Consider the following 15,797-nt stretch of genomic DNA (forward strand, 5'->3'; position numbering starts at 1 on the left):
GCCCCCATGCAGCGAATGTATCGTATTCGATTTCATTTTTTTGTTACATTGTCCATCTTGCTCGGGTGTCTTGCCCCGCAAATGGCCTGGGCTCTTGCCTTGAAATTAACGGATGGCATGGAGGCTTCCGTTTCGCTCGGCGGTCACCTCGCTGTCTTTTACGATCCAACCGGTGCGCTCACGATAGAGGAGGTTGCGTCCGGGCACTCCGACGTCCAGTTTCAGCCGATCCCGTCCATGCTCACGCAAGGCTATCGAAAGGGCGCGATCTGGGTCCGCTTCTCCCTGTCCGCGCCGGCGATCCCCAAACAATGGCTGCTACAGATTGAACGGCCCTTGATCGAACAGGTCACCCTATATGTTCCCGATGGAGGGGGACGCTTCACTGCCTCGCCTCCGGCTCGTGGCAATCTATACCGGGATAAAAGCGTCGATCCCGCTTATCCGGCGCTGTTTCCAATCCCCGTCCCACCTGCTGAAGCGGAATATTACCTTCGCCTTCAGTCGTCGACCTCAATAACGACTGCATTGAGAATCTGGCAGGAGGACGGATACGAGAAGTACCGTCGTACTGACTACTGGATCGTAGGCGTGGTGGCCGGCGCCGTTGGCGCCATGATATTCGCAAATCTTCTCTACGCTTACCTGCTCAGAGATTCGCTGTATCTTCTGTACGCTGCGGTGCTTGTGGAAGCCGCGTTGATATCGACATTCCACATGGGATATGCGGGCGATGCACTGAGCTGGTTAGAACCAGCGCAGATTCATCGCAGTTGGGGTGTGATCGTTTGTCTCTATAGCATAGTCCTCGTATGGTTCATGGGGCGACTGTTCGAGTTCCGCCAGCATTGGATTTGGGCCTGGCGCATTCTCCAAGGTGTTATGTTGCTCAACGGCATCGCCCTGATGTTCGCGATCTTGGGACGTTATGGCGATGTCGGCCACTTCGTGTCGCGGTTACAGCAAGTGTCTCATGTCTTCACTACCGTATTAGTTTTCTATCTGATTTTGGTGCGGCGACAATACCAGTATGTGTTGGGAGCACTGGCTTTTTCCGTTATGCTCGTCGCCCTTTTAATAATGCAGAACCAGTACACAGCAACCCCGCTCGTCAACATCGACAGTTCACTTGCCAGATTCCTAGCCGCTGGGACCTTGCTTCACTTGGTGCTGCTGAGCGCTGCCGTCGCGCAGCGCGCGCGGCTTGCGGAGCTCAGCTTAAGCGAGGAGAAGGATCGCATTATCGCGATCTCGCAGTTAGCCGAGCGCGAATTGACAATCAGGGTGAACCAGAGAATCATTGAGCTTGCGGAAAAGAATGCCGCTCTCAAACTAGAAGTGGATCGACGCCATCTGCTCGAGATCAAACTCAGACAGTCTCTGGACGCCGTCAATGAAGCTCTGGCTCAGCAGCGGGATTTTGTGGCTCTGATATCGCACGAGTTTCGCGGTCCTTTGGCTGTGATCGCCGCCACCGCAGACAATCTTTCGTCTTATGCGGCTGAAAGCATCGACACTCTCAAGTTGCGCGCGGCCAAGATACGCCAGACCGTCAGGCGGATGGCGTTGCTGCTCGAGAACGTCCTTGCCGATGACCGCGTCCATGCTGGGCAGAAACTGTCACACGCGATCCAGATGTTCGATTTGAATGAGGTTCTGCAAGCCATTCAGGCCGGTTTGGATGACGTTAGCGCTGCGCGCGTTAAGCTCCTGCCGGGCGATGAAGTGATGGTGAAGGGGGATCGCGGGCTCCTGGAGATTGTGTTGCAAAACCTGCTTCAGAACGCATTGCAATACTCGCCAGTGACAAGCTCTGTAACGGTTCGGCTTTGGGCTGATAATGGTGTGGCGCTTGTCAGTATTGTGGACCAGGGCAGGGGCGTGGCACCCGACGACCGTGAATTCATATTTATGAAGTACTTCCGTGCAGCGGGGCAACGGGTGAGGGGCTCTGGTTTAGGGCTCTATATTTCAAGGCAGATTGCCCGCCAGCACGGCGGTGATGTCATATTGGCTGCCACCGACGCCGGCGGATCGACTTTCTGCCTGACTTTGCCTATCGACGATAGCATCAAGGTGGCGAGGCGGAACGATTAGAAAGCTCGCCCTCCCAATTTCAATATCGATCAGGAGGCCAGTTTGTCGCCACTTGAAAGTCAGGGAGTGACGACCATGGGGATGCGAGTCGCGCCTATGTAGAATCTGGTACGGGCCTGGGGACGGGGAACGGCGCAGCCTATATCGAGGGAGGAGAGATTAGGGGCGGTGACGGTGGCCTTTTCTGTGCCGGCTCGTACACGGTGACGGGCGTGGGAGATATGTCCCGGTTCTCAGTGGCCTCTCGCGTGCAGCAGAGCAGGTACACGACAAGGAGCTACGCGCAGAGCTATAGGAAATCGCTTGCGAAGTTGAGACCTTCCTTTTCTTCACAGCGTTTCTCAAGTCTCCATTTCTGTGGCTAGCCGTGTTGCTTTTGATTGTGATCCTTCTGCTCATCGTTTGTTTTGATTTTGCTAAGGACGGTGTGAGAGCGTTGGCCAGACGTATTGGAGAGCGGTTTCAAATTCTTGCGGAGAGTACCTGGTCGTAACCAGCCCTCCCTCTACAACAAATCCCCGTCTCCGGTTCGCCGGAGGCGGGGCCTTTTTCATTTTATGATCTGACGCGGTTGAGCAGATCAACAATCACAGCAAGCGTCATAATTATCGCGAGCCAAGGAATGACTGCAATCACCAGCGGCATGCGGGCGACAGACGTTAAAGAAATAATCGTCATGAGCCGAACTCAGGCGGCGCCTTTTAAGTGAATTATGGCTTCTCGGCTTTTAGAGGGAAAAAAGTCCTGACCAATGAAGCAGATGGCGGCAGGGGTGTACGCCAATTTCTTCATTGGTTACCTGGGCAGGTATGCAATATTCGCGTACCTGTTGTAATCGCATTTCCCTGAATCGCAATCTTACAAACGCACACGCGTGAAGCTCCTAGCACCTTAACGTTCAGGATGAGCTATTATGAAAGTAAAATGTGGTGTGTACCTCCTCTCGCGGTATGTTTCGCTGTGGTAGGCCTACTTTCGCGCGCAATTCATCCATTTTATCGAGTGCCTGATTGCCAGCCGACCGAATGCTATGCCGTGTAGCCTCGTGCGAGGCAGCAAATTTGACGGCTCTGAGTCCGCACACAGGACATTGAACTTCGGGCTCTACGCCGGATGACTGGACTTCTTCGACCGGCACCTGACATTTGAAACATGACAACACAAGCCTGTTTAAGGCACTTCCCATCATCTCCTCCTGGTTCGCAGGTGCCGCCGTTTCTGCGTGCTAGCGCCAGGGTTCAATGAGCCATCCGTACGCCGTGAGCATCAGCAGCGCCGACGTGGCCAAGATAATTCCCCAAATGGCGAGATCACCAAAATGGTTCATCTTTCACATCCGCTACGATTTATCCTGCGGTCTGTTTAATGCTCGCTAACAAAAGGCACGGGGCGTACCCCATGCCTCGATCTAACGGACGTGTTTGACGTCTCAGTAGTCCATACCTCCAGCCGGTATCGGCGGAGCATTTTCCTTCTTAGGAATCTCGGCAACCATTGCCTCGGTTGTAATCAGGAGGCCGGCGACGGAGGCTGCGTCTTGGATAGCTGTACGTACCACTTTGGTAGGATCGATGATCCCCGACTTGACCAAATCGCAGTACTCTCCGCTCTGGGCGTCGTATCCTAAAGCGTAGTCATCCGCTTCGAGGATCTTACCGATAACCACCGAGCCATCGACGCCTGCATTTTCGACGATTTGCCGAGCTGGCGCAGCGATTGCTCTACGAACAATCTCAATACCGGTCTTTTGATCATCGTTCGCAGGTTTGAGCCCATCGAGCGCCTTGGCTGCGCGCAATAGCGCCACCCCTCCGCCAGGTAAGATACCTTCCTCGACGGCGGCTCGCGTGGCGTTGAGTGCATCGTCCACTCGATCTTTCTTCTCCTTGACTTCGACTTCAGTCGCACCGCCGACACGGATGACAGCGACGCCACCGGCAAGTTTTGCAAGGCGCTCCTGAAGTTTCTCGCGATCATAATCAGATGTCGTTTCCTCGATCTGAGCCTTGATCTGAGCAACTCGCGCGTCGATATCTTTGCGCGACCCCGCTCCATCCACGATCGTGGTATTCTCCTTTTCGATTCTGACCTTCTTGGCACGTCCGAGCATATTGATCGTAACGCTCTCGAGCTTGATGCCGAGATCTTCGCTGATTGCAGTGCCTCCGGTCAGAATAGCAATATCTTCCAACATTGCCTTCCGACGATCGCCGAAGCCGGGAGCTTTCACTGCCGCGATCTTAAGACCGCCGCGAAGCTTGTTCACGACGAGGGTCGCCAAAGCCTCGCCCTCGACGTCTTCAGCCACGATCAAAAGTGGCTTGCCGGTCTGAACGACTGCTTCCAATAGCGGAAGCATAGCTTGCAGGCCCGAAAGCTTCTTCTCATGGATAAGGATGTATGGATCTTCGAGCTCCGCGACCATTTTCTCGGAATTGGTGACGAAGTAAGGCGAGAGGTAACCGCGATCGAACTGCATGCCCTCAACGACATCGAGTTCCGTCTCTGCTGTCTTGGCTTCCTCGACAGTGATGACGCCTTCATTACCTACCTTTTGCATTGCTTCCGCGATCATGCGGCCGATCGTCTGATCGCCGTTTGCGGAAATGGTGCCGACCTGCGCGATCTCGTCGGAATTAGTGACCTTCTTCGATCGCTCTCGGAGCGACTCGGCAATCTTCTCGACTGCCAAATCGATGCCACGCTTCAGGTCCATCGGATTGATGCCAGCAACGACTGCTTTGGCACCCTCTCGAACGATCGCTTGAGCAAGCACGGTCGCAGTTGTGGTGCCATCGCCAGCCGCGTCATTCTGCTTTGAGGCGACTTCTCGCACCATCTGAGCGCCCATATTCTCGAACTTGTCCGCAAGCTCGATTTCCTTGGCGACCGTTACGCCGTCTTTGGTAATTCGCGGGGCGCCAAACGATTTGTCGATTACGACGTTGCGGCCTTTCGGGCCGAGTGTGACTTTTACAGCATTTGCAAGTGTATCGACGCCCCGCAGCATGCGCTCGCGTGCGTCTTGCGAAAACTTAACGTCTTTCGCTGCCATGATTCCTCACTCCTTCTTAGACTTGAGGGTTCACGATCTTAAGCGGCCTTCTTGAGCGTCGTAGTGGTTTCGATGACGCCCATGATGTCGCTTTCTTTCATGATTAGGAGATCGACTCCTTCCATCTTGACCTCCGTGCCACTCCATTTGCCGAATAACACTCGGTCTCCGACTTTTAGGTCGAGGGGGATCAACTTCCCTGCCTCATCACGCGCGCCAGGACCTACCGCGACGACCTCGCCCTCTTGCGGCTTTTCCTTTGCGGTGTCGGGAATGATAATCCCGCCCTTGGTTTTCTCCTCCGCATCGATACGTTTCACAAGCACACGATCATGTAGTGGCCGAAACTTCATGAGTTCCTCCAGGTTCAATGTCGGTCACAATGTTAAGCAGATGTCGGTCGGTGGCTTATCGGCCAGAGCCTCAAAGCTCCCTCGCGTGCATCCGCGCGAAAATTTGGGTTGCCTCTTTTTTGACGTCAAGGGGCTGTCAGCACTTTTTTATGGTGAGTGCTAAAGCGCTGATAGTTCAAATAAAAAAGTACTTTCTTCTTGCGCGTGACGAAAGAAATTCCTTAGAATTTTGATCGAAGCTCAAGGAGGTGAAAGGAATGTCGGAGCGAGAGTTTATGAGGCAATTGAACGGCTACGGACTGACCACCGCGGGCATCCTATATCGACTGCCCGATCATCCTTCGATTCTGCAAGAATACGTATGGCAGGATTACGATGTGGCTCCGCTCTTTCCTGAGCTCAATCGATTCCTTCAGTTTTGGCGGGCGAAGCTGGAAGGTACGCTATTTCGAATAACTGTCAGTCATCAGAATCTAATTCGACCTGCAGAACTTAAGGCCGTTTCGGGAGAGTTTCGATTGCATTGATTTTGGTTGATCTCCGCCACCTAGTCCAACGGTGTTCTTAGTATAGCTGTGCCGAAGCTGCAGACGCGGGGCCTCAAGGCCGACGTATCGAAATCAAAAATGACGGACTGACATTACAAATGGCCCCGGTTGCTTCTTACCAGCAACCGGACCTCACTAATCGAACGCGTGCTGCTTCTGCGTGATGCGTTTGAAGTGGGCCTCAGCGTCCTCGAAGCGCTGATAGCGGCACGCATATGTAGTCGTTCCCACCTTCGCGGTGACTCTGTAGTGCGCCTCGGTCCATTGGGAGGTAAGCCCAAATCTCGACCAACCCGCATGAACAGCTTCGAGTTGTACATGCAACGGTCCGTGCCGGAGTGGCGCGTCTGCGAGCACTTCGGATCGCGCCGCATCTTCGGACGACGAACAGCCTGTGGACGTGTCTTCGCCAGTTGTTATTCTGCAATCGTTGCAATGAATATCAGGAATTGGGCGGTGCATGCTTCTCGGCTACCGTGATGCTGTTCTTTCAATGCGCAGGCGGTATCCCCGCGCCATTTCGTTCAAGATCGTGTGTCTCGATAGACTACACGCATGTCGAAGCTGTTCGGTAATGGTCCATTGGACGGTTGGCCACGACCAGCCATGATCTTGTCATAGGCGGCACGTTGGGCGTTAATCCATGCGCTCGCCAATTGTCGCTGCACTTCCGTTAGTTCATGGAGCCGGCCATCTAGGCCGGCTCTTTCTGCTTGCTCGAAGGCCGCTGCTGCTTCCAACGGGGAAACGCCAGCAGACAATAGCGAGCTGTTCGCGGCAAGAGTCGCCAGGGCGTTCTCCGCAGCGCTTGCTCCGCAGAGTGAAACGATAAGTTTTGCGTCGTTCATGATCGGCAGGCTGGGCTCAGCTCAATCGACATGCGGCGAGCTTCCCGCGCGGCTTTACGCCCGACATCTGGAAATCGATCGAGCTTTCGCAATGCAGCGAGAATGTCGTCGATCGGGACGGGCTTTCGGTGCGGATCACTTCGTCTGAGCGCCGGCTGATCTTCCAAAGCCTGGGCATCGGAGGCCCACGCAGCCAGGAGGGATTTCTTTTCCCCCGTGGTCAGATCGGGATCGTTGACCACGTCCATTGGGTGGTCGAACGCGAGAGCTGGAATCAAAATATCATCAATACGTTCGTAGTCGTTTGCGTTTTCCATGGCCTTATCCTCAAGATGACACATGGCCAGACCAACTGGTCCGAGCGCCGGAAATTTTGGTGCGACTTGTCCGATTTTCAAGCCCCTTTTTCACCGATTTTTTCGCTGATAGTCGGACTTCTCGGCCGAAGCCGAAAGGGGTACTTTTGGAAGAATGTGCGGCCGCTTCAGCCAAGCCTACACCTGGGAAGAAGTCTACGCTTTCAGCTCGGGCTTGACGGACGCGCGCCCCGTCGGCGCCGGCAACCAGCAGCCGCGCTACAACATCGCCCCCACGACTGACGTCCAGATCATCCGCCGCAGCGCCGATGGCGGCCGCGAGTTGATAACGGCGCGATGGGGCCTAGTGCCGGGCTGGTGGAAGAAGCCCCTTAAGGGCATGCCGGCGACGTTCAACGCGCGTGTCGAGACGGTCGAAACGGCCGCGATGTTTCGCGAGGCCTTCAAAAAGCGTCGCTGCATCATCCCGGCGTCGGGCTTCTTCGAATGGACGGGACCGAAGGCCGATCGGACGCCGCATTACTTCACGGCGCGCGACAGACAGATACTCGCGTTCGCCGGCCTATGGGACCGCTGGAAAGACGAGAGTGGGAGCGAAATCATCTCCTGCACGATCATCGTGCGCGAGGCCGACGAGTGGAGCGCTTTCAACAGGACCGATGACGACTGCGCGCAATCTGCAAGATCTAAAGGCATGGCTTATCACGCATAAGCAGGATGCAGCCTTCGGTTCGCCAGCTAGTGGTTCGGTCCTGCATTTCTCTGGTATCCTGTTTGCCGACGCCGCGAAAATCGAGCTGCGTCATGTGCCTTATCGTGGATCGTCGCCATTGCTGAATGATCTTGTCGCAGGGCAGGTGCCACTTGCGTCAACCTCCTTGGCGGATGTTGTTCAGCTTCATAAGAGCGGCAGACTCAGAATTTTAGCGACGACAGGAGAGCAACGATCCCTGTTCACGCCCGATGTGTCGACATATCGAGAACAGGGCTATGATATTGCTGCCGAAGCCTGGTTCGCAATGTACGCGCCTGCCGGAACGCCTCAAGAGATGATTAGCAAAGTCGAATCTATCGTCATCTAGGCGGTCAAAAGTCCGGAAGGACAGAAGTTTTTCCAGGGACTGGGCTTGACGCCGACTGGGAAAACCGCTGCTGAGCTGGCTAATATCCAAAAACGTGACGCTCAATTCTGGGCCGAACCGATAAAACAATCGGGCTTTAAGGGCGTTGACTGAGGAAGTCGTGGCACGCCGCGTACCATTGATTCCGCCTTGGTGCCGATGGTCAAGGCTATTGGTATCAATGCGGTTCATTTCGGCGTCATGGTGACGGCAACCTGCGAATTGGCTGATCTAGCATTGCTACGCCTGTTCCGCGGAGAACAGGGGCTGGGCCGTTAGAGTTGGCTCGGTGGTGGCCAATCCAGTCTCCCGCCGCAGCCTGGGCAGAACCGTGAGCTAGGCGCTATTGTCGTGTCGCACTTTCCGCAAGCGTATTCGGGCGTGCTTATCCTCGTTTCGTTGCTACCTGCAGGGACTAGCGTCGGACGCGATCTCCTAGGTTGAAGTAAAATTTGAAATCGCGAGGGCGCTGTCTCTTGGGGGGACGATGCCATGGTTGTCGCTATGGCCTGCATCATTTGACGGTGTCGAGACGCATTGACAGAAACGATGCAAAGTAGAAGTGCGACGACAAATGAAAGAAAATAGCCCGGAAGCCCAAATAATCCGAAGGAGACAACTATAAGGAGGACGCTGCCGGCGGCTGCGGTGATTTTCCCGTTCCAAAGGGCATAAACGGCTGGGAAAAAGGATAACGTCAGGCCTAAGGCGAGAAGCAGGATTTCTTTGTCGGACATATTGAGGCGCCCATATATTGCTCCCGGCAGGTGGCCGGCTACGCCTCCATACCCGATTTCCGTGCAGAAATGTAGAGTATACTCCGTAGATCAATACCCATCGAAGCCATCTTCTGGCCAAGATGGAAATTCGGGAAGTTTTTGCCAAGAATCTGCGCCAATACCGGAAAGCCGCTGGCCTTTCCCAGGAGGAGCTTGCCTACAAGGCAGATATCGACCGTACCTACGTGAGCTCGCTCGAACGCTGCGTGTATTCGGCCGGAATTGATGTCGTCGACCGGTTGGCCAAGATTCTAGGCGTAGAGGCGGCCGATTTGCTTCGCCGATCTAGTTCGTCTGTATTTGCCGGGAAGCGGAAAGAGGGTAAGCCATCGGTTCAGAGCAGTGGCCGCAAAGCTGGATCATCTAGGTTGGCAAAATAGCTGAGCTCAAATGTACAGGAATCTTATTGGCCAGGTACGCCATCTTGCTTCTGACTTTGCTCTAGTTTCTCATTAGCGTTGTCGTGGTTGAGGCGAATAGCTGTCCTTCTAGTGGTCGCTTCAAATCTCCGAATAATGACATCGACATAAAGTGGATCAATCTCGACACCGAGGCAAATCCGCTTGGTGGATTGTGCTGCCATCAGGGTCGAACCGGACCCCAGGAACGGGTCGAGGATCACGTCCCCAGCATCGGTGAAGTCGAGAAGCCCCTCGGCTAGCATCTGAACCGGCTTGACGGTGGGATGATGGATAAGCCCCTTGCGAGCATCAGATCCAACGGAGGAGGCTCCAGCGTAGGCCCAAACGTTTGAGCGCCAACGACCTTTCTTACCGAGGTTGATGTTATTCAGATGAGGAGCGTTGCCCTTACGATAAATAGGTAGAAATTCGTGTTGAGAACGAAAGAGGCTGCCGAGCCCCGCGTTCGTCTTGGTCCAAACCACCAGATTAAGGGCAGTCAAAGATTCAGCCACAGCCGCGGCGTGCACAATTGGATAGCCGCGCCAGTCGATGAAAGCAGCAACGACACCTCCATTTATCAAGTAGGGGGTGGTGGCTGCTAACCAGTTTCGGTTGAAGGCGAGAAATTGCTCGTCAGACATTTCGCCAGACGCCATTGTGAACTCGCGGTGCGGCGTCTTGGTGACGTTGCCTGCAATTCGGACATTGTACGGTGGGTCAGTGAAGATCATTCGCGCCGGACGCTGTACGTTCGCCAATAGCCTCCCGAGAACTGCTGGATCGGTGGCATCTCCGCATATCAAAAAATGATCGCCTAACTGATACATGTCGCCGACACGGGCAATGGGCCCGCCGTTGGGCGAAGGCTCTAGCGCCGTCTTTTCGAGCTCTCCTTCTGGCGAGAACATCAATTGATCGAGCTCTGGAGGTTCAAAGCCGGTAATTTCGATCGATGCTTCAGCCAGGCTCAGATCTTCTAGCTCGATCTTTAATTCAGGGAGGCTCCACTGACCTTTTTCTCCTAGCCGATTGACTGCCAGTCGGAGAGTTCGTTGTTCAATATCCGATAGGTGGTCAATGCGAACGCATGGAATTTCTCTGAGCCCAAGAAGCTTCGCTGCCTCGATACGAGTCAGGCCGTCAACGACAAGGTTTTCCTTCCCGACTAAGGCCGGTACACAGAAGCCTAACGAAGACATCGCGTTCGCGAGCTCGCGAATGTGAGATTGGTTGAGAATTCGCACGTTACGGGTTGGGATGGTCAATTTCTCTATCGCGATTTGAACCAGTTCCAATCCAGGTAGGATGTCGTTGCGCGAAGGCGTAATGGGCAGATCAGCTAGTGCGCTGGTTCTGGAACGGTGATTTCGATCCTCGGTCTTGAGGCTATTCGTCAGTGACGTTTTAAGGTCGAGCGGCTTTTGTTGCTTTCGCATCTCTTGTTCCAGTCGAAGTGTGATTAGAACGGAAAGCGTAATGGATTTGTTAGACGGCCTGATTTTTCAAGAAACTCTCTTTCATTTTGCCCGATTTTTATGAGTAAGCTCAGCGTATCTGGCGTTTTCAGGACATCCAGCGCTTGGGTTGTCGAATCGACCTGATCATCATGAGATCCTCCCGGGAAACCCATGAGCTCATTGATATAAGCATCGAGCCAAGATGCTGATTGAGGCAAGTACACGCGACCAGATTCAAAGATATGGGAACAAGCATGCAGCCGCATAATCTTATCTGCCCCAGGAGGTGGAAGGTATGCCAGAACACCAGAGACCTCGCTCGAGATGTCCTGGATAAGCGATGAACCTGAAGCGCGATCTTCTATTCGGATAGAATGCGGACTGAATTTATCTGCCTGTTGCTTGATCGCCTTTCGGAGTGACGGATAATCAAGTCGTTGCCGAAGCACATCGATGAGATAGTAGTCATCGCCATATTGATGCCAAGTGGTACAAACGGAATAGTCACTTAGCTCAGACGCTTTATTCGCTGTGTCCCAGCTCTGTAATATATTGAGTGGTCGGCCGCTTGGCAGATCAGAGTAGTACTTGAGCCATTCCTTTTTGACGATATGGCCAGATTCTGGGGCCGGATTCTGCTGATACTGACTTGTGTAATTGTAGAAGGATATTTCTTTTCGAATGCGCTCAATGGCGGCACGATCTTCCCGTTCGGGGTGAAGGAGTTCCCCCTTCTTACGCACAAATTTGTAGTCGCCGTAGATCCCTCGGTAGGGTATCTCAATATCTTCTTCCGCGATTGCGGGAAAGCATAGGTGCTTCCATTTGCCTGTTCTGAGAAGATGTCCGCAAAGGTCGTCTTGGTGAAGGCGCTGCATAACGATAATAATGACGCCATCTTTCTTACTGTTTAGTCGGGAAACAACAGTGTTTTCATACCATTCGATGCGCGATTTTCGAACGGCTGGTGATAGAGCCTCGTCGGCCTTCATAATGTCGTCGATGATGAAGATGTTGCAACCTCGGCCGGTCAACGTGCCGTCAGGGGACGTCGACATTCGAAAGCCGCCCGCAGTAGTATAGAAATCATTCAGAGCCTTGCGGTGAGGCGATATTCTGGTCGTAGTGATGGCCTTGTAGAAGGGATGCTCCATTAAAGTGCGCGTTTCTCGCGCCAGGGTTTGCGCTAGATCCATGCTGTAGCTAGCCAAGATGAACTTAAGGGCTGGATTGTTAGCAAGCGCCCAGGCAACAAATGATACCGACACCGCGTGCGATTTGATGCCCCGTGGTGGTGCATTGATAATTAAACGCTTGATATTGCCGGTGAGACACTCCTTAAGAGTGCTCATAATTAGATCGTGATAGTCCGAGTACAGGTACTGCGTTGCATGCAGAGCATGAAAGCTTCTCTGCATAAAAGCCGTCGGATCACGTTTCAGCGCGGCCTTATATTCTTGAAATGTCAGGAGGCGTTGGCTGCTTCGGTTGGTCATCGTCCTTGCTCCCCCTTCACGGCTTGAGTTTGTGAAGAAGGAGCATCGGTTGGATCTTGTTTGTTACGCTGAAGCGTTCCTCGGATTCTGTTGATGACCTGCTCTATGACTAAATCGTCATCTGGTTCTGACAGGGCAGCGATTCGACTCTGTAGAGAATGGTCTTCGTGCGCAGCGACCATACTGCTGGCAAGCTTGAGTGAATGTATATCGCCCTTTGCCGCTTTATCGACCAGTTGTCTCGCGGCGATCTCCCCCTTGGTCATTCGCCGTTTTTGCCCGTTCTCGATTACGGAAACGGTTTTGCTCAGTTGGGCAACAATTCTCTGGGAAAAGTTTCGTGTTCCTTTCGGTCGACCTCGGGGATTGCCGGATCGGCCAGGCTGAAATCGCCCGGTTTTAAGTGAGCGTGAGCCGGTCTCGGAGTCGTCGTCGGACATGTCTGCCTCATAGAATCATCGGTTAGGAGCGATGGAGGCAGTGGAGCAGAGCGCGTTGCTATCTTAATAGCCGACATGATTTCGAATTAATCGGGTCGCGATTCTGTACCCCTATTTTACGCGAGGGAGTTCGGGGCAAATCTGCGACAGATCGATACGATTTGAAGAGGGTCGTCGGCCGGCTTTGCACCAGTTCGGTTGATGAACCGTCGCGTTTCCCCATAAACGGTCGAACTTTCTCCTAGAAATGGGCTTCTGAAGCCGTTGGTTTACTTCCTCAAAGACCGCCTTCTTCGAGGCAGGCCTGTCTGGGTGTTCCCTCATGAGGTCAGAGAGAAAAGTTTCGCATGTAGCTTCTATGGCTTGGTTCTGCTCAGGGGCGGATGCCGAATAGGCCTGTGGAGTTTCGGTGATGGGAATCTCGATCTTCGACGCAGCGCTATCGGTGGCGTCGGGTTGATGAGTTTGGCTGATTGAGCCATCTCCGGCGGCGTCAAAAGCCGCCTCAACCTCGGCACGGGCAATCTGCACGTCGTAGTATTTAATGGCTCCTGAGAGCTCGCAGACGTAGTCGGATTGACCAATTTGAGTGATGCGGAGGTCAATCCAATCGAGCTGGGGAATTTCCACACGCGTATCGTCTGGATACCGCTTCCCGAAGGCACGTAATGCCCCGCATCGGAAAGCTTCTTGAAGACGGGAGGCTGCGTCCGGCCAGCCGTCTGTTGATCTTTTTTCCGTCCAAAACCGATGTTCGCGCCACCGCCGAATTGCGGCGCTGGGATTCGGACTAATTATGTAGGCAATAACCAAGTCAACGGGCCAGAAAGCCTTCTCGAAATTTCTGAGATGCAGCGGTGAATCCCAAACAACAAATGGAGGCATCCTTTGTTGTTGCGCCTCTGCTTCTGCCTGCTCCCAAGAAATCCGACCGGCCTGGACCTCTTCGATCATGTCGATCTGCCAATGCGTCGTTTCAGAGATGTCGAGGGTCATGATGCCTACCTCGGAGTACGACTCGGAAGATGTTCCGATATCGGCGAACCATAAGAGATTCGCGAGCGAAAGAGGTTGCCCAAATAGCGGACCTTATGGTCGTGGTTGTGCTTGGTGCGCTTTGGAACCCTGCAAAAGCGCGTGCGCTCACCTGTTATCCACCTGATTTGTCCCTGATAGGAACCTGTTTGGCGGCGAGACCTATAGCGAACTAACTATCTGAAAGAGCCACCTATACGTGGCGGCGTACGGTGGAACAGGGGCTTTGAATCAGGAAAATTCACCTGTTAATTTGAAGAAACAGGGTTCTGAGGTGATCGAGCAGACCCCCGCTGTCCCGTCTGGGTCGTCAGCCAGGCATCTTCCGGCAGCCTGGGATCTCGATTTAAAGTCAAGCTTGAGTTTGTGGCGACGGTCCAGCGCGCTTCCTGTGTGGACTGGGCGGGGAACGTCGAAAATATCAACTCTTTACACTATATAAGGTTGATCGGTTTTCTGGCTAAGACGGCGCTGTTGGCGCCGGGCGGGTTTGCCGAACTGTTTCCGGAGTGGCTTGGTGCTGACGAACAAGGGCAAATATGGGCTGAAGGCCATGGTTCATCTGGCCGGTTTCGAGCCGGGCCAGCCGGCGCTCGTCTCCGACATCGCCACGCTGAACAACATCCCCAAAAAGTTCCTGGACGCCATTCTCGGCGAATTGCGCAATGCCGGCCTCGTCCAATCGAAGAAGGGCAAGGGCGGCGGCTATACGCTGGCCAAGCCCGCGTCGCAGATCCGTGTCGGGCAGATCGTGCGGGCGCTCGATGGGCCATTGGCGCCGATCCGCTGCGCCAGCCACAACTATTATCGTTCCTGCGACGATTGCGACGAGAAAAACTGCCCGGTGCGGTTGATGATGTACGAGGTGCGCAATGCCATCTCGCGCGTGCTCGACGAGCGGACCTTGGCGGAGATGCGCGCGCTCACCGACGATGAGCGCAGCGACCTCATGTATCATATTTAAGGCTGCGAGCCTTTTTCAGAAGAACACGAAGGCGCGGATCTCGATGCTTTCGCGCGGTCTCGCATCGGCCGGCGCCAGCGGGTTCTCAAAAGCCGTGTGCGGCGCGAACCGTGCCACGGTCGTGCGTGAATCATAGCACTTCAGAAAAATGACCTCGTCTGCCTGCATGTGCGGATAGAAATACCAGCGGTGCTGTGGCGAATAGGCGACCGAATAGGTTTCGCCGGTGCGGTCCTTGTAGATGAGATCGGTGCCGATCAGATCCTCGGGCGGGATGGTACGCGCATCGGCGACGGCGAGCGGCGAATCCTCCAGCGGTCCATGCGCCGGGCGCCAGACGTTGACCACCGCGAACGGGCGTTTTGCCAATTGATCGGCTTCATCGCCGAGCAATTCGCGCAGGCGTTTGGGGCCGGACGTTTCGGTGTGGTCGACATGCACACGCCCGACAGGGCCGCGGCCCACGCCGCCACGGCCGGAACCCAGCACTTCGCCAGGCTGGCGGCGTCGGGTCGTATGATCGAAAATATGGACCCGCGCTGCGCCCGTATATTGCCGCAGCAGATCGGCTGTTTCCGGGTAATATTGCGACTTCACCAGATCGTCGTTGAAGAGATCGGCGACGGTGGTGGGATGTTGAGCCAGCGCGAAACCTTCGCGGTCGATGGAAGCTTCAATCGCACGGCCGTCGTAAATGCCGACCGTCTCGGGATCGGAAACCACATTGGTGCGGGGCTTGCCCGGCGGCGGCTCGGACGCATAGTTGAAGCCGCGTTCACTCATGCGCTGTGTATAGTTCAACGAGGCATGGAGAAGCGGCTGCTGCGTAGCCTTGCTGTCGGCATGAATATTCATGAAAGCCTCCATTCATCGGTGGCCGATC

At 54.4% G+C, this 15,797-nt stretch carries 14 protein-coding genes; 6 read left to right on the plus strand and 8 right to left on the minus strand.

The features are described from left to right. Window positions 1-15: 15 nt before the first annotated feature. The gene (locus OIM99_RS10535) at window positions 16-2,097 is read left to right on the plus strand and encodes a sensor histidine kinase (protein WP_311850290.1); all 2,082 of its coding nucleotides are present in this window, start codon (window positions 16-18) and stop codon (window positions 2,095-2,097) included. 1,429 nt (window positions 2,098-3,526) lie between these two features. Here the strand turns inward: OIM99_RS10535 and groL are convergent. Beyond that, the gene (groL, locus tag OIM99_RS10540) at window positions 3,527-5,152 is read right to left on the minus strand and encodes a chaperonin GroEL (protein WP_311850291.1); all 1,626 of its coding nucleotides are present in this window, start codon (window positions 5,150-5,152) and stop codon (window positions 3,527-3,529) included. A 38-nt stretch (window positions 5,153-5,190) separates the two neighbouring features. Continuing rightward, window positions 5,191-5,505: a co-chaperone GroES gene (gene groES, locus OIM99_RS10545; protein ID WP_311850292.1), complete on the minus strand. Its 315-nt coding sequence runs from the start codon at window positions 5,503-5,505 to the stop codon at window positions 5,191-5,193. A gap of 257 nt (window positions 5,506-5,762) precedes the next feature. Here groES and OIM99_RS10550 point away from each other — a divergent pair, with 257 nt between their 5' ends. Next, window positions 5,763-6,032 (plus strand): aspartate-semialdehyde dehydrogenase, encoded by a 270-nt coding sequence (locus OIM99_RS10550; protein WP_311850293.1) that lies wholly within the window; start codon window positions 5,763-5,765, stop codon window positions 6,030-6,032. An 865-nt stretch (window positions 6,033-6,897) separates the two neighbouring features. On the opposite strand, the gene OIM99_RS10555 is transcribed toward OIM99_RS10550, so the two are convergent. Beyond that, complete coding sequence (locus tag OIM99_RS10555; RefSeq protein WP_311850294.1) at window positions 6,898-7,218, minus strand: hypothetical protein; 321 nt, start codon at window positions 7,216-7,218, stop codon at window positions 6,898-6,900. 154 nt (window positions 7,219-7,372) lie between these two features. Between OIM99_RS10555 and OIM99_RS10560 the strand changes: the two genes are divergently transcribed. The 3 genes from OIM99_RS10560 (at window position 7,373) to OIM99_RS10570 (ending at window position 9,498) form a co-directional block, all read left to right on the plus strand. Continuing rightward, window positions 7,373-7,930, plus strand: a complete 558-nt coding sequence (locus OIM99_RS10560) for an SOS response-associated peptidase (RefSeq protein ID WP_311850296.1) — start codon at window positions 7,373-7,375, stop codon at window positions 7,928-7,930. Further along, the gene (locus OIM99_RS10565) at window positions 7,878-8,300 is read left to right on the plus strand and encodes a tripartite tricarboxylate transporter substrate-binding protein (RefSeq protein ID WP_311850297.1); all 423 of its coding nucleotides are present in this window, start codon (window positions 7,878-7,880) and stop codon (window positions 8,298-8,300) included. The genes OIM99_RS10560 and OIM99_RS10565 overlap by 53 nt, the downstream gene beginning before the upstream one ends. 898 nt (window positions 8,301-9,198) lie before the next feature. Then, window positions 9,199-9,498, plus strand: a complete 300-nt coding sequence (locus OIM99_RS10570) for a helix-turn-helix transcriptional regulator (protein WP_311850298.1) — start codon at window positions 9,199-9,201, stop codon at window positions 9,496-9,498. 23 nt (window positions 9,499-9,521) lie between these two features. Here the strand turns inward: OIM99_RS10570 and OIM99_RS10575 are convergent, their stop codons facing one another. The 4 genes from OIM99_RS10575 to OIM99_RS10590 all read right to left on the minus strand — a co-directional run bounded on the left by OIM99_RS10575 (window position 9,522) and on the right by OIM99_RS10590 (window position 13,911). Then, window positions 9,522-10,958, minus strand: a complete 1,437-nt coding sequence (locus tag OIM99_RS10575) for a DNA modification methylase (protein WP_311850299.1) — start codon at window positions 10,956-10,958, stop codon at window positions 9,522-9,524. A gap of 23 nt (window positions 10,959-10,981) precedes the next feature. Continuing rightward, the gene (gene terL / locus OIM99_RS10580; protein WP_311850300.1) at window positions 10,982-12,475 is read right to left on the minus strand and encodes a phage terminase large subunit; all 1,494 of its coding nucleotides are present in this window, start codon (window positions 12,473-12,475) and stop codon (window positions 10,982-10,984) included. Beyond that, entirely contained in the window at window positions 12,472-12,915 is a 444-nt protein-coding gene (locus OIM99_RS10585; protein ID WP_311850301.1) for a DUF5681 domain-containing protein, read from the minus strand. Before OIM99_RS10585 ends, terL begins: the two co-directional genes overlap by 4 nt. Window positions 12,916-13,026: 111 nt before the next feature. Continuing rightward, window positions 13,027-13,911 (minus strand): hypothetical protein, encoded by an 885-nt coding sequence (locus tag OIM99_RS10590; RefSeq protein ID WP_311850302.1) that lies wholly within the window; start codon window positions 13,909-13,911, stop codon window positions 13,027-13,029. A 556-nt stretch (window positions 13,912-14,467) separates the two neighbouring features. Between OIM99_RS10590 and OIM99_RS10595 the strand changes: the two genes are divergently transcribed. Then, entirely contained in the window at window positions 14,468-14,914 is a 447-nt protein-coding gene (locus OIM99_RS10595) for an Rrf2 family transcriptional regulator (protein WP_311850303.1), read from the plus strand. A 15-nt stretch (window positions 14,915-14,929) separates the two neighbouring features. Here OIM99_RS10595 and OIM99_RS10600 read toward each other — a convergent pair whose 3' ends face one another. After that, a complete protein-coding gene (locus OIM99_RS10600; protein ID WP_311850305.1) occupies window positions 14,930-15,769 on the minus strand; it encodes a CmcJ/NvfI family oxidoreductase in 840 nt (279 codons plus the stop codon). Between the last annotated feature and the right edge of the window lie 28 nt (window positions 15,770-15,797).

The organism is Methylocella sp. CPCC 101449 (genome assembly GCF_031921685.1).
Classification (GTDB): domain Bacteria; phylum Pseudomonadota; class Alphaproteobacteria; order Rhizobiales; family Beijerinckiaceae; genus Terripilifer.